The sequence below is a fragment of the Rhizobium sp. CNPSo 3670 genome (assembly GCF_057784555.1).
Map to the genome: position 1 here is coordinate 197,212 of NZ_JBXSOL010000010.1, position 17,149 is coordinate 214,360.

15 protein-coding genes are annotated in these 17,149 nt (G+C 59.8%); 7 read left to right on the top strand and 8 right to left on the bottom strand.

Annotated elements, in window-relative coordinates; all coding sequences use genetic code 11:
- Positions 1 to 12: 12 nt before the first annotated feature.
- Entirely contained in the window at positions 13 to 1,956 is a 1,944-nt protein-coding gene (locus tag AC13QO_RS13250) for a PrkA family serine protein kinase (protein WP_488540833.1), read from the bottom strand.
- A gap of 402 nt (positions 1,957 to 2,358) precedes the next feature.
- Positions 2,359 to 2,835, bottom strand: coding sequence for a VOC family protein (locus AC13QO_RS13255; RefSeq protein ID WP_488540834.1), 477 nt, complete (start codon positions 2,833 to 2,835; stop codon positions 2,359 to 2,361).
- A 211-nt stretch (positions 2,836 to 3,046) separates the two neighbouring features.
- On the opposite strand from AC13QO_RS13255, the gene AC13QO_RS13260 reads away from it, so the two are divergent.
- Positions 3,047 to 5,524: an ATP-dependent helicase gene (locus AC13QO_RS13260; protein ID WP_488540835.1), complete on the top strand. Its 2,478-nt coding sequence runs from the start codon at positions 3,047 to 3,049 to the stop codon at positions 5,522 to 5,524.
- Positions 5,525 to 5,550: 26 nt separating this feature from the next.
- Here AC13QO_RS13260 and AC13QO_RS13265 read toward each other — a convergent pair whose 3' ends face one another.
- On the bottom strand, positions 5,551 to 5,898 hold the full coding sequence (locus AC13QO_RS13265; protein WP_085780124.1) for a hypothetical protein: 348 nt from the start codon (positions 5,896 to 5,898) through the stop codon (positions 5,551 to 5,553).
- A 363-nt stretch (positions 5,899 to 6,261) separates the two neighbouring features.
- On the opposite strand from AC13QO_RS13265, the gene pncA reads away from it, so the two are divergent.
- Positions 6,262 to 6,888, top strand: a complete 627-nt coding sequence (gene pncA, locus AC13QO_RS13270) for a bifunctional nicotinamidase/pyrazinamidase (RefSeq protein WP_285191565.1) — start codon at positions 6,262 to 6,264, stop codon at positions 6,886 to 6,888.
- Positions 6,889 to 6,903: 15 nt separating this feature from the next.
- Here the strand turns inward: pncA and AC13QO_RS13275 are convergent, their stop codons facing one another.
- Both AC13QO_RS13275 and AC13QO_RS13280 read right to left on the bottom strand, forming a co-directional pair.
- A complete protein-coding gene (locus AC13QO_RS13275) occupies positions 6,904 to 8,493 on the bottom strand; it encodes a hypothetical protein (RefSeq protein ID WP_488540836.1) in 1,590 nt (529 codons plus the stop codon).
- 82 nt (positions 8,494 to 8,575) lie between these two features.
- A complete protein-coding gene (locus tag AC13QO_RS13280) occupies positions 8,576 to 8,827 on the bottom strand; it encodes a DUF2164 domain-containing protein (protein ID WP_221112233.1) in 252 nt (83 codons plus the stop codon).
- 131 nt (positions 8,828 to 8,958) lie between these two features.
- Between AC13QO_RS13280 and AC13QO_RS13285 the strand changes: the two genes are divergently transcribed.
- Positions 8,959 to 9,690, top strand: coding sequence for an AzlC family ABC transporter permease (locus AC13QO_RS13285; RefSeq protein WP_488540837.1), 732 nt, complete (start codon positions 8,959 to 8,961; stop codon positions 9,688 to 9,690).
- A 3-nt stretch (positions 9,691 to 9,693) separates the two neighbouring features.
- Positions 9,694 to 10,002: an AzlD family protein gene (locus AC13QO_RS13290; RefSeq protein ID WP_488540838.1), complete on the top strand. Its 309-nt coding sequence runs from the start codon at positions 9,694 to 9,696 to the stop codon at positions 10,000 to 10,002.
- A 66-nt stretch (positions 10,003 to 10,068) separates the two neighbouring features.
- On the opposite strand, the gene AC13QO_RS13295 is transcribed toward AC13QO_RS13290, so the two are convergent.
- Positions 10,069 to 11,904 (bottom strand): aminopeptidase P family protein, encoded by a 1,836-nt coding sequence (locus AC13QO_RS13295; RefSeq protein ID WP_488540839.1) that lies wholly within the window; start codon positions 11,902 to 11,904, stop codon positions 10,069 to 10,071.
- 276 nt (positions 11,905 to 12,180) lie between these two features.
- On the opposite strand from AC13QO_RS13295, the gene AC13QO_RS13300 reads away from it, so the two are divergent.
- Entirely contained in the window at positions 12,181 to 12,354 is a 174-nt protein-coding gene (locus tag AC13QO_RS13300) for a hypothetical protein (protein ID WP_004668779.1), read from the top strand.
- Between the two features lie 266 nt (positions 12,355 to 12,620).
- Here the strand turns inward: AC13QO_RS13300 and AC13QO_RS13305 are convergent, their stop codons facing one another.
- On the bottom strand, positions 12,621 to 13,499 hold the full coding sequence (locus AC13QO_RS13305; protein ID WP_488540840.1) for a 50S ribosomal protein L11 methyltransferase: 879 nt from the start codon (positions 13,497 to 13,499) through the stop codon (positions 12,621 to 12,623).
- 68 nt (positions 13,500 to 13,567) lie between these two features.
- The gene (locus AC13QO_RS13310) at positions 13,568 to 14,167 is read right to left on the bottom strand and encodes an SCO family protein (protein WP_488540841.1); all 600 of its coding nucleotides are present in this window, start codon (positions 14,165 to 14,167) and stop codon (positions 13,568 to 13,570) included.
- Between the two features lie 387 nt (positions 14,168 to 14,554).
- On the opposite strand from AC13QO_RS13310, the gene AC13QO_RS13315 reads away from it, so the two are divergent.
- Positions 14,555 to 16,519, top strand: coding sequence for a methyl-accepting chemotaxis protein (locus AC13QO_RS13315; RefSeq protein WP_488540842.1), 1,965 nt, complete (start codon positions 14,555 to 14,557; stop codon positions 16,517 to 16,519).
- A 2-nt stretch (positions 16,520 to 16,521) separates the two neighbouring features.
- Complete coding sequence (locus tag AC13QO_RS13320) at positions 16,522 to 16,989, top strand: chemotaxis protein CheW (RefSeq protein WP_004668786.1); 468 nt, start codon at positions 16,522 to 16,524, stop codon at positions 16,987 to 16,989.
- The last annotated feature ends 160 nt before the right edge of the window (positions 16,990 to 17,149 follow it).

Consider the following 17,149-nt stretch of genomic DNA (forward strand, 5'->3'; position numbering starts at 1 on the left):
AATGGCTCCGCATTAACTTGCCTGTTTGACGCGCATGTACCATTCGACGAGGCGCCGAACCTGCCGTTCCGTGTAACCTCGCGCGGCCATGCGCGAGACGAATTCGCTATGCTTCTTTTCTGTTTCCGAATCCTTCTTCGATCCGAAGGAAATCACCGGCAAGAGATCTTCGACCTGCGAGAACATACGCTTCTCGATGACTTCCCGGATTTTCTCGTAGCTCGTCCATGACGGATTTTTTCCGCCATTCGCTGCCCGCGATCTCAGTGAGAACTTGACGATTTCGTTGCGGAAATCCTTCGGATTGGCGATTCCCGCCGGCTTTTCGATCTTCGTCAGCTCCTGATTGAGGAGCTCGCGGTCGAGAAGCTGACCAGTATCGGGATCCTTGAAGTCCACATCTTCGATCCACGCATCGGCATAATCTACGTAGCGGTCGAACAGATTCTGTCCGTAGTCCGCATAAGATTCAAGATAGGCCTTCTGTATCTCGTTGCCAATGAACTCTGCGTAGCGTGGCGCAAGATCGGCCTTGATGAACTCGAGATAACGCTTCTCGACATCATCGGGAAACTGCTCGCGACGGATCGCCTGTTCCAGCACATACATCAGATGGACGGGATCAGCGCCAATGTCAGTCGTGTCGTGATTGAAGGTGGAGGCGAGCACTTTGAAGGCGAAGCGGGTCGATATTCCGTCCATGCCTTCGTCGATACCGGCAGCATCCCGGTATTCCTGGACGCTGCGGGCACGCGGATCGCTTTCTTTCAGGCTCTCCCCGTCATAGGTGCGCATCTTCGAGAAGAAGGTCGAATTCTCGTGCTTGCGCAGACGCGAAAGAACGGAGAAACGCGCCAGCATTTCGAGCGTTGCCGGGGCGCATGGTGCGTCCACCAGTTCCGATCCCTCGATCAGCTTTTCGTAGATCCTCTGTTCTTCTGTCACCCGCAGGCAATAGGGCACTTTGATCACACAGATACGGTCGATGAAGGCCTCATTGTTCTTGTTGGCCTTGAAAGTCTGCCACTCCGCCTCATTCGAATGAGCGAGGACGATTCCGGAGAAAGGTATGGCGCCGATATTCTCCGAGCCGATATAGTTGCCCTCCTGCGTTGCCGTCAGCAACGGATGCAGCATCTTGATCGGCGCCTTGAACATCTCCACGAATTCGAGCACGCCTTGATTGGCGCGGTTCAGCCCGCCCGAATAGCTGTAGGCATCCGGATCGTTCTGAGAGTAGGTTTCCAGCTTGCGGATATCTACCTTGCCGACCAACGAGGAGATGTCCTGGTTGTTCTCATCGCCTGGCTCGGTCTTGGCAATTGCGATCTGGCGCAATCGCGAGGGTTGTATCCTGACGACGCGGAATCGGGAGATATCGCCTCCGAAATCGTCGAGCCGCTTCAGGCACCACGGGCTCATCAATCCGTTCAGCCGCCGCTGCGGGATTCCGTATTGCTCCTGCAGGAGCGGGCCCATCGTCTCCGGATCGAAGAGATTGAGCGGGCTTTCGAACACGGGGCTGATCTCTTCGCCCGCCTTCAGCACATAGATCGGATGCACTTCCATCAACTGCTTCAGCCGCTCAGCCAAGGACGACTTGCCGCCCCCGACCGGACCGAGCAGATAAAGAATCTGCTTGCGCTCCTCGAGCCCCTGCGCTGCATGCCGAAAGAAGGAGACGATGCGTTCGATTGTCTCTTCCATGCCGTGAAAACCGGCAAAGGCCGGATAAACCCGGATCGTCCTGTTCATGAAGATCCTGCCGAGGCGCGCGTCCTTGGCGGTGTCCACCATCTGTGGTTCGCCTATGGCAGCGAGCAGACGCTCGGTGGCGTTGGCATAGGCGATCGGATCGGTCTTGCAGAGATCAAGATAGTCCGAGACCGACATGTCGCTTTCGCGACGCGCTTCATAACTGCGGGTAAACGCATCGAATACGGATTCACTCAGCATGGGACCTCCATTAAGGTTATGCCGCAGGCTCTAAGCCGTATAACCATCGAGATGGCCACGGCGTTCCTAAGAATCAATAGTTTCGTAGGTATATTCCACGCTGACCGGCCGTTTGTGGCAATGCACAAAATTGTGCATGCACCGGTATTTTTTTACTCTACGAAACTGTTTCTTATTGTAGTTGAGAAAAGGGGCGTCGCGATATCAGCACATTTAGCGACGTGACATGAAGGTCAAAAAGGTGTGCAATAGCGCCCGTGATTCGAGCCGTGGAAAATCGGCGATTTCCCGCCGGCAAGAGCAAGCCGGCTCTGATTGCGGGGCAGTGAGCGCGCCCCCGCGGGATGAAACCGGGCGAAGTAACCCCTGCCCGGTTTATTGCGATCGCGCGCCTCCCGGCTCTCAGCCGTTGAACGCTTTCTCCAGCGCAGCCACATCGATCTTGACCATCCCGAGCATGACTTCGGTGACACGCCTTGCCCGCTCGCGATCTTCGTCGGCGATCATCTCCGAGAGAGCGCGCGGCACGATCTGCCAGGACAGGCCCCAGCGGTCCTTCAGCCAGCCGCATGCCTCCGGCGTGCCGCCGTTGGCGAGGAAGCCATCCCATATCCGGTCGATCTCCGCCTGGCTATCGAGAAGAACCGCGATCGAGAACGAGTGGTTGAAGCTATCGAGCGGGCCGGCCTTCATCGCCAGGAAAGCTTGGTTGCCGAGCGTGAATTCGATCAGCTCGACGCTGCCGGGAGGCCCACTCGGCGTTTCCGCCGGAAGTATGGTGGTGCGGCCGATCCTGGAATCCGGAATCATCGACACGTAGAATTCGACGGCTTCGCGTGCCTGCTCGGCGAACCAGAGATTTGAAATGACCTTCGGCATAGACAGCCTCCTTGTTGGCGAGTATCCCGGACTTCTGTCCGTGCTTCGAGGACGTCTGGTCGGCGCCGGTTCCGACAGGCTGCGATCGGAATTTTTCGCCCGCTCACCCGCGGCAGCCTCGCCACCCGCACCCAGGCAATAGTGGTGGTTCGGGAATGAAAGCAGAACATCTTTTCTGGTCTTTCCTTCCCGAATCACTACATTACGCGCCATGAGCAATAGTTTCGACGATATTCCCTTCTTCGACGAAGAGCCCGGCGAAGTGGCGCGCAAGCCGCAGCCGTCCGTCGCTGCAGCCGGAAGACCCTCCGCTGGCGGCGGCATCGCCGCCCGCGCCATGGCGGCGCGCGACGGCGGCAAGCGGCCGGATTATCTCGCTGGACTGAACCCGGAACAGACTGAAGCCGTCGAAACGCTGGAAGGTCCTGTCCTCGTGCTCGCCGGCGCCGGCACCGGAAAGACACGCGTGCTGACGACCCGCATCGCCCACATCCTCAATACCGGCCGCGCCTTCCCGTCGCAGATCCTCGCCGTCACCTTTACCAACAAGGCCGCGCGCGAGATGAAGGAGCGCATCGCCCTGCTCGTCGGCGGCGCCGTCGAAGGCATGCCCTGGCTCGGCACCTTCCATTCGATCGGCGTCAAGCTTCTGCGCCGCCATGCCGAGCTGGTTGGCCTCAGTTCCGATTTCACCATCCTCGACACCGATGACGTCGTCCGCCTGATCAAGCAGTTGATCCAGGCCGAAGGTCTCGACGACAAGCGCTGGCCGGCAAAGCAGTTCGCCGGCATGATCGACACCTGGAAAAACAAGGGCCTCGGACCGGCCGATATTTCCGAAGGCGATGCCCGCGCCTTCGCCAATGGCCGCGGCCGCGATCTCTATTTCGCCTATCAGGCGCGCTTGTCGACGCTGAACGCCTGCGATTTCGGCGACCTGCTGATGCATCCGATCGCGATCTTCCGCAAGAATCCGGATCTCCTAAAGGAATATCACGGCCGCTTCCGCTATATCCTCGTCGACGAATATCAGGATACCAACACCGCCCAATATATGTGGCTGAGGCTGCTGGCCCAGCGCAGCAGGGGCGAGCCGCAGAATGTCTGCTGCGTCGGTGACGACGACCAGTCGATCTATGGCTGGCGCGGTGCGGAGGTCGACAATATTCTTCGCTTCGAGAAGGATTTCCCCGGCGCCAAGGTGATCAAGCTCGAGCGCAACTACCGATCGACCGAACATATCCTCGGTGCCGCCGCCCATCTGATCGCCCATAATGAAGGGCGTCTGGGCAAGACGTTGTTCACCGATCGCACCGATCCCGATGACGTCAAGGTGCAGGTTCACGCCTCCTGGGACTCCGAGGAGGAAGCCCGCGCCATTGGCGAGGAGATCGAGCAACTCCAGCGCAGCAAGCATCTGCTGAACGACATGGCGATCCTGGTGCGCGCCTCCTTCCAGATGCGCGAATTCGAAGATCGCTTCGTCACCCTTGGCCTCAACTACCGAGTCATTGGCGGCCCGCGCTTCTATGAGCGCCTCGAAATCCGCGATGCCATGGCCTATTTCCGGCTCGTCGCACAACCGGCCGACGACCTCGCCTTCGAGCGCATCATCAACACGCCGAAGCGTGGCCTCGGCGATACAACGGTGCGTGCGCTGCATGATTATGCCCGAGCCCGCGACATCCCGATGCTGGCGGCAGCGGCCGACATCATCGAAACGGACGAGTTGAAGCCAAAGGCGCGCAAAGCCCTCTTCGATGTGATTCAATCCTTCCGCCGATGGCAGGAGCTGCTTGAAAACACACCGCATACCGAACTTGCCGAGCAGATCCTCGAAGAGTCCGGCTATACCGACATGTGGAAGAACGACAAGAGCGCCGAAGCCCCGGGCCGTCTCGAAAACCTCAAGGAACTGATCCGCTCGATGGAAAGCTTCGAGTCAATGCGCGGCTTCCTGGAGCACGTTTCCCTCGTGATGGATGCCGAGACCAACGAGAACCTCGATGCCGTCTCGATCATGACGCTGCACTCGGCCAAAGGCCTGGAATTCGACACCGTCTTCCTGCCCGGCTGGGAGGAAGGCCTTTTTCCGCACCAGCGCTCGCTCGATGAAAGCGGCCGCGCCGGCCTGGAGGAGGAACGCCGTCTCGCCTATGTCGGCATTACCCGCGCCAAACGCCGCTGCCACATCTGGTTCGTCTCCAACCGCCGCATCCACGGTCTCTGGCAATCGACCCTGCCCTCGCGTTTCCTGGACGAACTGCCGGAGACCCATGTCGAGGTCGCCGAGATGGAACAGAGCTACGGCGCTTACGGCCGCGGCGGCTACGGCCAGTCCCGCTTCGACAAGGCCGAACCTTTCGCCAACTCCTATTCGACCCCCGGCTGGAAACGTGCGCAGGCCAACAGGACCGACGCCACGCGCGAGAATTGGGGCACCCGCTCCGGCCACGCCGTCGAACGCATCGGTTACGGCGAAAGCGGCCCGAAGGGGCGCATGATCGACGGCGAACTGGTGGCGAAGTCCACGTCCTCGGAGCCGTCGCGCTTCACCCTCGGCGACCGCGTCTTCCACCTGAAGTTCGGCAACGGCAACATCACCGGCATCGAAGGCAACAAGCTGACGATCGATTTTGATCGCGCCGGTCAGAAACGGGTGCTGGACGGGTTCGTCGAGCGCGTGTGATTTGCGGTGATACCGCGTGGGAACCCTTACCCGAACATCCGCATACTGCTGAGTCCGAGAATATCGTTCAGCAGGGCGATCCCCATTCCGACGGCGACGATCGACAGCCCGATCAGGAACAGTCGCCGAGCCCGGTCATATTTTGCGGCGAGCAGGGAGTCGCGCGCGAGCAGATCGGCAAACACCTTCACCTGAATGGCGATACCGACGGTCAGGAACAACATCGGTAGCAGATCGACGCGGCTCCAGTCATTGGGATTGGACACCCAGAGACTGATGAAATTGAGGGAGAAACCAAGAATGATCCCGGTCGCAGTCAGCGAGCCATTGCGGAAGGTGGCATCGATCTTTTCATCTGCTTGAGGCTCGGACATGGCTTCAATCTCGATTTGCTGATGAGCCAAGAAGGCAGAAATCGCGGCGGCGGGCAAGCTCGAGCGGACGTCGCCGTCGAAGACGGTGCTGCAGCACCTCAGCCGGTAAACCGATGAAGGCTGACACCGGGAAAATGAGGCTCTGCCGGGGAGATCCCGCAGCGTAAAACCTTCGCCTCCCGCCATTTCGAGAGGAGAGTCATCGCGACCAATATCCATGGTTGCATTAGCGTGTGCTTTTTCGACCAGCTACTACCGGAGGTACTAGAATTAACACTTGCGCACCCGCGCTGGGAAATCCACTAGTGGTGTGTTCGGTGCATTTGGCATTTGCATTGCAATAACGCGAAGGGATTGGCCTTGATGAAAGCGCTGCTGCTCGTCGATATCCAAAACGGCTTCTGTCCCGGCGGCAATCTGCCGGTGCCGGACGGCGACAAGGTGGTTCCCGTCGCAAACCGGCTGATCGACAGCGGCAAATATGATTTGATCGTCGCCTCGCAGGACTGGCATCCGCCCGGCCACGGCAGTTTCGCCTCTGCCCATCCGGGCGCCGCTCCCTTCGAGATGGGCGAATTGTCCGGCAAGCCACAGATGATGTGGCCCGACCACTGTATCCAGGGTACGCTCGACGCCGAACTGCATCCGCACCTGAGATCCGAAGAGATCGACCTGATCCAGCAGAAGGGCGAGGATCCCAGGATCGACAGCTATTCGGCATTCCGCGACAATGACCGGGATGCTTCGACCGGTCTTTCCAATTTTCTCCAGGAACAAGGTGTCACCGATCTCGACGTTTGCGGGCTGGCGACCGATTACTGTGTCAAGTTCTCGGCGCTCGACGCGCTCGAGATGATGCCTGGTGTGCGCGTGCGCTTCATCGAGGATGCAAGTCGCGGCATTACCCCCGAAGGTGTTGCCGCCGCTATCGACGAGATGCGGGCGCATGGCATCGCTGTGATTAAAAGCGCAGATGCCTTGCGCCAATGAGCTTGCGATCGCCGACTATTTCAACAAATAGGCGTCGAATGTCTCATCGCTGCCGGCAACGGGGCCGAAGCGCTTGACGAGGGTCGTCTCGCTCCGGAATGCGGAAATGTCATCTGGCGTCAGGGACAGCAGCCAATTGTAACTTTCGCGCAATGAGACCGGCGCGGCAATTCGGTCAAGCCGCTGTGAGAGAAGAATGACGACGGGGGCATGCTCGCTTTGCTGCAACTGCCGCGCCGTCTGCAGAATGTCGGCAAGGCTGAGAGAAAGCCGCGCATTGCGGGTATAATGCACAATGGCACCGAACCGTTCCTCTCTTAGAAGATAGGTGCGATTGGAAACGTAATAGGACAAGGCTTCAACGAGATAGTCGGGATCCGCCATGATGATCGCATCCTTGAGATCAGGACGAGATTGAATGAACGAGCCGAGATCCTGGGCTCGGCTGAGCGGCATATCGCTGAAAAGGAATTGATGGACCCTCTCGATGCCGGAAGCGACCTGCAGCGCGAGCAATATCATCAAGCACAGACGCCCGATCTTCACGACGACGGCAGCTTCGGTGCCGGCAACATCGACGGGGCTGAGCCGAGGGGGCTGGGTCAAAGCGGTGATTGCGATCATGAAGACCAGCCACAGCGCCTGATGCCTGTAGCTACCTGGATAAACGAGCGTAAAAAGCAGGGAAAGCCCGAGGAGAACCAGTGCTGCTGCGAACATCGCCGGTCGCCGGTTGGCCAGCCCCAACAGACTGCCATAGATGAGCACAGCCATGAGCGACGCGAAAATCCGGGCGAGCAATGGATCAGCCACGATCAGTTCAAGGACCCGGTCGGGGTAGAATGCCATGAAATAGGAACTGGCCGCGGTAAAGGCAGAAAGGACAAGCAAAGCGAAATTCTTGTCCGCGAGATCGTTCTGCCCGGCATCGTTGAAGGTCGGATAGACTGTCATGACGCACAGAACAACGCCGACCGCGGCAATGGCAGCAGCTGTCACAAAGCCCCGATATGCGCTCAAAGGGGGGCTTGGCCGCGCCAGAACCAGATCGAAAAACCAATAGGCGAGAAAGCCGCCGACGAGGACGACCGAGTGGACATTGGTATTTGCCAGCAAGGCAAACAACAAGCCGAGCAATATCCCCTTGCGTGCTCCCCTCTCCCAGCTCAGGACGATAAGGAAGACCACCAGCATGCTGATGCCGTAATTTCGCGACATCGCCGCATAATCGAAAATCGAGAAGCTGCTGAACAGCGACAGCAGCATGATGGGAAGGGGCAGTTTCAACCGGAAAACAAGAAGGTAGGCGGCGGCCGCCGCAATCGTCAGTGCGACGATTTTCAAGACGACGGGTGAGCCGACTATGACATAGGCGGCGCGCAGCAGGATATACCACAGGGCAGGATGCCCCTCACCCTGCAGTTGGCGAAGCATAGCGGCGAAATTGTCTCCCTGAAGGGCCAGTGACAATGCGCGAACTTCGTCACGCCATACCGTTTCGGACCAGCAAAGCGCAGACGCCAGCGCAAGCCAGGCGAGGAAGAGCATCGCCTTGGCAAGCCTGGCGGATCGTGGTTCATCAATAACAGAGACAATCAGGGCCAAATGACACCAACCTGGTGAAGGAAAGCGCCGACCGTATCGCCGCAGCCATAATTTGGCGTTAAGCAGGCCTGCCGTCTGATTTTCAGGCGCTGGATTTCTGCTCTCTCTCGAGAAGATGGATATCTTCGGCCACGTCTTCCATTCTCTTCAGTAAGGCAGCCTGGGCATCTCTCAGCCCTCGATTGTAGAAGTAAGGCCCGATCTCCTCGGTAAAAAAATCGAGCAGAAATTCGGCCGGCAGGGTGCCGATGGGATCCAGTTCGCGGTCGAAATAAGCGCGGATGCGCGAAACGATCTCAGCCTTTTCTTCCCTGGAAAATTCGATTTTCTGCATGCCTGGTTCTCCGACAAATGCAATCACGACGTTGATGCTTCAGCGAAATCGATCGGTCAATCAACGAAATTCAATTGCCGTGGAAGACCCTAGCCCATAAGGAAAACCTGAATTTCCAACAGGACACTCACATGAATCGCGCCGACTTTGTTGAAGGTTTGCGGGGCGGCTCGGCCGTTGCGCTGGCATCGGCGCCCTTTGGCGCGCTGTTCGGAGCACTGGCGGTTGAAAACGGCATGTCGCTTTCCGAGGCCGCCTTCATGAGCGCAACGGTCTATGCCGGTGCCAGCCAGATGGTCGGAATCGAACTCTTCGGCCACAAGGTTCATGCCTGGCTGATCGTGCTGTCGATCCTGGCCGTCAATTTTCGCCATGTGCTCTATTCGGCGGCCTTAGCACGCTACATCGGCCATTTCACCCCGGTGCAGAAGTTCTTCACCTTTTTCCTGCTCGTCGATCCGCAATTTGCCGAGGCAGTCAAGCGGGGCGAAGCCGGCAAACCGCTTACCTTCGCCTGGTATCTCGGCTTCGGCGTCATCATCTACATTCCCTGGGTGCTGATCAGCGTCGCCGGCGGCCTGCTCGGCGGCTTCATCGGCGATCCCAAGGCAATTGGACTCGATATCTTGCTGCCGGCCTATTTCCTCGGCATCGTCCTCGGCTTCCGCAAGCGCGACAACTTCCTGCCGGTGGCGCTCGTCAGCGCGGTAGCATCAGTGCTCGCCTACCGCTATGTCGGCTCGCCATGGCATGTCAGCCTGGGTGCGGCCGCCGGCATCGTGCTGGCTGCCCTGCTGCCGCTGTCGCGCGAGGTGCCGGATCTCGAAGCCGACGCCCTTCAATCCGAAGTGCACGAGGTCTGAGCCATGGAATTCGATCTCCATATGGCGCTCGTCATACTCGCCGCAGCAGTCGCTACCTTCGCCACCCGCATCGGCGGTTATATCCTCATCACCCGAATGAAGAGCATTCCCCCGCGCATGGAAGCGGCGCTGAACGCCGTGCCGGCCGCCGTGCTGACCACTCTTGTCGCACCTGCCTTCTTCATTGGCGGCTGGGAATCGAAACTGGCGCTGATCGTCGCTCTGTTCGTCGGCCTGCGCATTTCCCATACATGGATGCTCGTCGCCGCCTGGCTTGTCGTGATGGCATGGCGTTATACGATCGGCGCCTGAGCCCTGCCCTGTGCCTGAAAGATGCGCGGCCTTGCAGCCACAAGGTAGTGCTCCGCCGCCTCTTGCCTAATATTCGAGCGGCAGCGTCGCGTTTTCGAGCCACGCCCTGACGTCGTGGTCGTGGATCAGCGGCATCAGCGCCTCACGCGTGCGGCGGTGATAGTCGTTGAACCAGTGCAGCTCGTCATGGGTCAGAAGCTCGGGAATGACAAGGCTGCGGTCGATCGGGCAGAAGGTCAGCGTCTCAAAGCCGAGCATCGGCAAGTCGCCTCCCTCGATCTCCTCGGCGCCGCGCACATAGATCAGATTCTCGATACGGATGCCGAAGCTGCCCGGCCGATAATAACCCGGCTCGTTCGAAAGGATCATGCCTGGCAGCAACTCCTGCGTCGAAAGCCTGGAGATACGCTGCGGTCCCTCATGCACAGAGAGATAGGAGCCGACCCCATGTCCCGTGCCGTGGGCGAAGTCGGCGCCTGCCCGCCACAGCGCGATACGCGCCAGCGGATCGAGGTCGCAGCCGCGTGTGCCCTTCGGGAAACGTGCCGTGCTGATCTGGATCATTCCCCTGAGCACCATCGTGAAGAAACGGCGATGCTCCTCTGAAACCGTGCCGATCCCGACCGTGCGGGTAATATCGGTCGTGCCGTTGATATATTGCGCACCGGAATCGATCAGGAAGAGTTCGCCCGCCTCGATCATCCGGTTGGTCTCGGTGGTGACGCGATAATGCATGATCGCCGCATGTTCGCCGGCACCCGAGATCGTATCGAAGGATATATCCTTCAGCGGGTTCTGCATGCTCTGGCCGACACGGGCGCGCACCGCTTCCAGATGTTCGGCGGCGGCGATTTCGCTTACGGTGCCGGGCTTTTCCTGCGACAGCCAATAGAGGAATTCCACCATCGCCGCCCCGTCCTGCAGATGTGCAGCGGCCGAGCCGTTGATTTCGACGTCGTTTTTCACCGCGCGCGGCAGCTTGGCGGGGTCGGCGCCCTCCACCACCTGCCCGCCAGCCCGGCGGATGATCTCCACCAGCGCATGAGAGGCGATATCAGCATCGATCAGCACGCGGCCGCCATCCCTGGACACGGCAGCAAGCCTCTCTTCGAGCGCCGAAGGCGGCAGTTGCGTGCAAATCTGCCCGAGATAGGCCTCGGGCTCGATGCCTGTCTTGCGCTTGTCGAGGAAGAGTTCGGCCCGCCCGTCGGCATGAATGATGGCGCGTGCCAGCGGATGCGGCGTGTGCGGCACGTCGGCACCGCGGATATTGAAGATCCAGGCAACCGAGGAGGGATCGGCGATCAGCACCGCGGCGAGGTTTTTCTTCGAAAGATCGGCGGCTATCGTCGCAATCTTATCGCTTGCCAGCACGCCGGCTTGGGCGACATTCTGGATGGTGACGGCGCCGAGCGGCTCGGCAGGCCGATCGCTCCACAACCTGTCGAGCGGATTGTACGACAGGAAGACCAACCTCCCGCCGATCTCCGCCAGTGCGCTTTCCAGACGCCGTACCTCCGCGCCGGCGTGAAGCCAGGGATCGATGCCGAGCCTTAGCCCCTTAGTTCCGTTTGCGGCGAGCCAGACATGCGGCGGCTCGTTCACCAGATCGCCGCCCGAAAACACCGAGCCGTCGACTTGTTCGGCGAGCTGCGTCACATAGCGCCCGTCGACGAAGACGATCGCCTGCGCCCGCAGGATCAGCGCGATGCCCGCCGAGCCGGTGAAACCCGTCAGCCATGCCAGCCGCTCGGAGCAGGCCGGAACATATTCGCCGTTGAACTCATCGGCGCGCGGCACGAGGAAAGCATCGATGCCTAGCGAATCGAAAGTAGCGCGCAGCGCCGAAACTCGTTCCTTGCCGAACTGCGGCGTGGAGGTGACTTCGAAAGACTGGAACATGCTGGAAATCCGAATGGTTGAAACGAATCTGGTTAACGGGATGCCGGCCATGTTAGCGAAATTTAAATCGATGGGGAGAAAAAGCGACGAAACGAGGCGAAACCGTTGGGCCTGCGGCATTTTGACGGAACTGTGACGCCAAAAGTTAATTTGGCACGCTTTATGCATTGGCCGCATGGCTCCCATGATGAAAACCCTCTGCCTCCGCATTTCAGAATAGCTATATAGCGACCATCGAACGGTTCGGATGAGCCAGCAAACAAAGGAATTTTTGAAATGACCGCCTCTCTCTCGCGCTTCGCATATAGCAGCCCGGTGCAGGCTGGCGAACGCCAGACTGTGCGTCACGTGATCGGCGCCCGCCGTCCGCAGAACGAGGACAGCCTCAAGCTTCTCGGTGCCGGCCAGCGCGTCACGCGCCACCAGGGCGCGCCCAGCTACGCGTTCTAAGCTTAAAGCCTGTCCGTCTCCTCCCTCCCGGACCAGCCTATTGGAATGCAGTAGAGCCCGCTCGAGCGCTCCTCCTCCTTCGAGCTCGCGGGCATTGACCGGAAGACCGGTCAAAGGCGGTGCCATCGGCGCCGCCTTTTTCTTTTGAGAACGGCACGGAAACCGCACTATCCTGTGGGACAACTGACGTCACGACTTGTTCCCTCCTCTCCCCAGCGGGGAGAAGAGGGAGTAAGTCGCACCCGTCGCCCCGATCCTCTCCCTCCTCAAGGCCGATCGAAATGAATCGTCACCCAGCCGTTCCGCCAGATCGTCCTGACATGGCGGAGCCGCGCGCCGCTATAGGCGGCGATCACCTTCCACCGTTGTGACGCGAGAATGCCTGAAAGGATCACCGATCCGCCGGGCGCAAGATGCGTGGCGAGCTTTGGCGCCATCCGAATCAAGGGCCGGGCGAGAATATTGGCGATGATGAGGTCGAAGGGGCCATTCTCCGAGAAGGCCGTCGAATGGAACCCCGGTGCGGTCTTCGTGACGATGCCAGACGCGATGCCATTGCGTCGTACGTTCTCAGCCGCGACCAGCGTTGCGATCGGATCGATATCGGTCGCAAGCACCGGGATGTTTTTGAGCTTACGCACCGCGATCGCCAGGACGCCACTGCCTGTGCCGAGATCAAGCGCATTGCGAACCCGGCGCGAACACATCACTGCATCGATCATCTCCAGGCAACCGGCCGTTGTTCCGTGATGGCCGGTACCGAAGGCTTGGCCGGCATCGATCTCGATGGTGATGTCACCGGAGCGGACCTTATCTCGGTCATGCGAGCCATGCACCAGGAAGCGCCCCGCCCTGACCGGCTTCAGGCCCTCCAGCGATTTCGCCACCCAATCAACATCCGGGATGACTTCTCGCGACAGCTGAGCATCGGGAAAAGCGACCTTCAGCGCTGCCTCGATGCGGGAGCGCACATCCGCCTCGTCCTCGGCCATCATATAGACCGAGGCCTCCCATATATCCTTCTTCTCATCGATTTCGGTGGTGCCGATGGCAAAGTCTTCTTCGCCGAAGACTTGGGTCAGGAGATCGAGGATCGCTTCGGCCTGGCTTTCGGTGGTCGACACGTAAAGGCGGATTTCACTCACGATAGGCGGTCTTTCCCGTTTCCCTTGCCCGCCATCGGTCGAGCCAACGTCCCATCACGCTGAAGCCATCACCCCTTATGGACGAGATTCTCCAGCTTCTTTACCGCCGTGTCCGGATTTTCGCCATAGGCGATCGTTCCGGAAAACCGCCCGGCGGAATCGAGCAGGAAGACCGACGCAGTATGATCCATCGTATAGTCGCCGTTTGGATCCTTCTCGTCGACCGGCACCTTCTTGGCATAGACGCGGAACCCCTTGATGACCTCGGCGATCTTGTCCGGTGGGCCCGAAATGCCGGTAATTCGCTTGGAAACGTTGGACACGTAATCGTTCATGATCTCAGGCGTATCGCGCTCCGGATCGACGGTCACAAAATAGGCCTGCAGCTTGTCGCCGTCGGGATCGACCTTCTCCATCCATCCGTTCAGTTCGAACAGCGTTGTCGGGCAAACTTCCGGGCAATGGGTAAAGCCGAAGAACAGCGCCGTCGGCTTGCCGCGCAGCGCCTGCTCGGTGATCGGCTGGCCGCTCTGGGAAACCAACGTGAAAGGCACGCCGAAGGGAGCTTCCGCCACGACGTCCCGCGACTTCATGGAATAACTCACCGCGCCGAGAATCCCGGCAAGTATCAGAACACCGATCCAGACGGCGATGCGGAATCTCTTCATGGCGTGATCCTCGATCGGGCGGATGTGCCACCCGCCCCTGCCGGCGTGATTATCGTCTCGGCCGAAGGCGCGCAATTCAAGAATATGTTTTTTGACCCGTGATTAATTGTCTCACGAACCGCAGCCGTCGATCACCCGAAAGTCAATCTGCCAGACTTGGCGTTCATCAAAAACGCATTGCGCCTGAACGACTTCCCTTCTGCCCGAACCGACGGTCTCACAATGAACATCATTAGGAAAGGCTTAAGCCGTCACATCTATATTTAGCAGTGCGTGCGGCCCGGTCGAGCCGTTCTGACATGAAGTCTGCCGAGTGGCGAAACCTCCGGACATCCGCATGAGGGTAAGAAAAACATAAACCCGAGCGGTTTGTGGAGGGGTCTTTTCATGACGAATTCATCGGTGCGCAAGAGCCTGTCGGTCAGCCAGCGGCTCTGGACACTGGGCGGTGCGGCCTTCATCGGTTTCGGAACGATGCTCGGCGTCGGCTGGTACGAGAACATGCGGGTCGACACGGCGTTGCGCCGCGCCGGCGAGATCCAGGCGAGCGTCAACCATATCGGCGACATGCGGCTTGCGAATCTGACGATGGTCTTGGCCGCGATGGACATCATAGTCGACAAGGACAGCAAGGCCGTCGAGCCCGAGCGCATCAAACTAATCGGTGATTCGCTGACTGCTCTTTCGGGTGGTTCGAAAGAGATGCACCTTCTTGCGAATGAAATGCAAGTCGACAGCCTATTGAAGAGCTATGACGCCGATGTCGCCGCAATCGGCAAGGCAATACAGGTCGATCTCGTCGCGCTGGTTCAGCAGGGCGCGGCTGATGCGGAATTCGACAAAATCGACGACGCGATCGACGGCGCCGGCGACGAGCTGACCGCGACCCTCGACAAGCTCGCCGCTGACGGCACCATTTTCGCCCAGCAGCATGTCGAGCTCGCCAATGCCGTGTCGCGAGAGGCCCTCATCCTGCAGATCGGCCTCGGCGTCCTAGCCATCCTCGTCATGGGTGTCCTGCAATATGTCCATGGCGGCTCGATCCGGCGTGGCATCGGCGCCGTGCGCGAAAGCATGCAGCGCATCATGAACGGCGATCTCGCCAGCAACGTCGCTGAAAAGACCCGCGGCGACGAAATAGGCGAGATGGCTCGCGCCGCCGACGGCTTCCGCCTCGCCGCTATCGAGAAGCGCGACCTTGAAGCCCAAGCCCAGACAGACAGACAGCGCAGCGATGCTGAGCACCGTGCCCGCGAAGCCGCCAAGCTCGCCGACGCCGAAGCGCTCAGCGCCGCCGTCGCCGCTCTCGGCGCCGGCCTTACCCGCCTTTCGGGCGGCGACGTGACCGTGACCATCGACCAGCCGTTCCGCGAAGAGCTGGAGCGCTTGCGCCTGGACTTCAACCAGACGACCGCGACGCTGCGCAAGGCGATGAGTGATATCGCCATCAACAGCAGCTCGATCGAGGCGAACAGCCGCCAGATGCGCGCCGCCGCCGACGATCTCGCCAAGCGCACCGAGCAGCAGGCCGCTTCCCTGGAAGAAACCTCGGCAGCCCTCGACCAGATCACCGCCACCGTCCGTAACGCCACCAGCCGCGCCGAGGAAGTCGGCCACATGGTCTCTCACACCCGCGAGAATACCGCGAAGTCGGACATCGTTGTCGGTGATGCGATGGCCGCGATGGAGCGAATCGAGGGCGCCTCCCGCGAGATCGGCAAGATCATCAACGTCATCGACGAAATCGCATTCCAGACGAACCTCCTGGCGCTCAATGCCGGTGTCGAGGCAGCGCGCGCCGGCGAGGCCGGCAAGGGCTTCGCCGTCGTTGCCCAAGAAGTGCGCGAACTCGCCGGCCGTGCTGCGGGTGCTGCCAAGGATATCAAGACCTTGATCGGAAAATCCGGCGAGGAAGTGAAGATCGGCGGCGAACTGGTGACAGCCGCGGGTGAAGCGCTTCGCCAGATCGGCGAAGATGTTCTGCGCATAGACGAACATGTTAAATCAATCGTAACCTCTGCGCGTGAACAATCAGTCGGATTGAACGAAATCAATACTTCGATCAGCCAGATGGATCAGGTCACGCAGAAGAACGCGGCCATGGTGGAAGAGACGAATGCCGCAAGCCATACGCTCGCCGTCGACGCCGAAAATCTGACGCAACTGATCAAGCAGTTCAAAACCGGCGAGGGCATGAGCGCCCGGCAAACGCCGCGAGAGGCAACCGCCGCCTCGCATTCGAGACCTTCTCCCGCACGCAGCCTGATCGGCAAAGTCGCGGGCGCATTCAACGGCGGTTCTGCCGCCAAAGCCATCGCCGCTCCCGCCGGGGACAACTGGGAAGAATTCTGATCATGAACAACAACGCCATCAAGCAGTCGGGCGCCTATCTCGAAATCGTTTCGTTCCATCTGGGCGACCAGGAATTCTGCATCGACATCATGGCCATCCGCGAAATCCGCGGTTGGGCGCCGGTGACGCCGATGCCGCATACCCCGCCGTACGTGTTGGGCCTCATCAACCTGCGCGGCGCGGTGATCCCGGTCATCGACATGGCCTGCCGCCTCGGCATGAAGATGACCGAACCCTCCGAGCGCTCGGCGATAATTGTCACCGACATCGCCGGCAAGCTGGTCGGCCTGCTGGTCGAACAGGTTTCCGACATGATGACCATCAAGAGCGAAGACCTGCAGCCGCCGCCGGAAATCATCCCGGAAGCCCAGCGCGCCTTCTGCCGCGGCATCGTCGCACTCGAGAAGACCATGGTCTGCTTCCTCAACCTCGATACGGTCATCGCCGACGAGTTGAACCAGGCGGCTTGATATTCTTTTAGATACGAAATTCAAAGGCTCGGCTCGTCCGGGCCTTTGCTATTTTTCGTCAGAAAGTACGCATGCTTTGCGTGAGCGGCCCCTCACCCCGAAGGGCAGAGGGGACGTAGCACCCCAAGCCTTCAACTATGCGGAGACGATGCGGCTTACC

Excerpts from the sequence above, each read along its gene's own strand:
- AC13QO_RS13250 (WP_488540833.1), bottom strand. The coding sequence starts at position 1,956 with ATGCTGAGTGAATCCGTATTCGATGCGTTTACCCGCAGTTATGAAGCG.
- AC13QO_RS13255 (WP_488540834.1), bottom strand. The coding sequence starts at position 2,835 with ATGCCGAAGGTCATTTCAAATCTCTGGTTCGCCGAGCAGGCACGCGAA.
- AC13QO_RS13260 (WP_488540835.1), top strand. The coding sequence starts at position 3,047 with ATGAGCAATAGTTTCGACGATATTCCCTTCTTCGACGAAGAGCCCGGC.
- AC13QO_RS13265 (WP_085780124.1), bottom strand. The coding sequence starts at position 5,898 with ATGTCCGAGCCTCAAGCAGATGAAAAGATCGATGCCACCTTCCGCAAT.
- pncA (WP_285191565.1), top strand. The coding sequence starts at position 6,262 with ATGAAAGCGCTGCTGCTCGTCGATATCCAAAACGGCTTCTGTCCCGGC.
- AC13QO_RS13280 (WP_221112233.1), bottom strand. The coding sequence starts at position 8,827 with ATGCAGAAAATCGAATTTTCCAGGGAAGAAAAGGCTGAGATCGTTTCG.
- AC13QO_RS13285 (WP_488540837.1), top strand. The coding sequence starts at position 8,959 with ATGAATCGCGCCGACTTTGTTGAAGGTTTGCGGGGCGGCTCGGCCGTT.
- AC13QO_RS13290 (WP_488540838.1), top strand. The coding sequence starts at position 9,694 with ATGGAATTCGATCTCCATATGGCGCTCGTCATACTCGCCGCAGCAGTC.
- AC13QO_RS13295 (WP_488540839.1), bottom strand. The coding sequence starts at position 11,904 with ATGTTCCAGTCTTTCGAAGTCACCTCCACGCCGCAGTTCGGCAAGGAA.
- AC13QO_RS13300 (WP_004668779.1), top strand. The coding sequence starts at position 12,181 with ATGACCGCCTCTCTCTCGCGCTTCGCATATAGCAGCCCGGTGCAGGCT.
- AC13QO_RS13310 (WP_488540841.1), bottom strand. The coding sequence starts at position 14,167 with ATGAAGAGATTCCGCATCGCCGTCTGGATCGGTGTTCTGATACTTGCC.
- AC13QO_RS13315 (WP_488540842.1), top strand. The coding sequence starts at position 14,555 with ATGACGAATTCATCGGTGCGCAAGAGCCTGTCGGTCAGCCAGCGGCTC.
- AC13QO_RS13320 (WP_004668786.1), top strand. The coding sequence starts at position 16,522 with ATGAACAACAACGCCATCAAGCAGTCGGGCGCCTATCTCGAAATCGTT.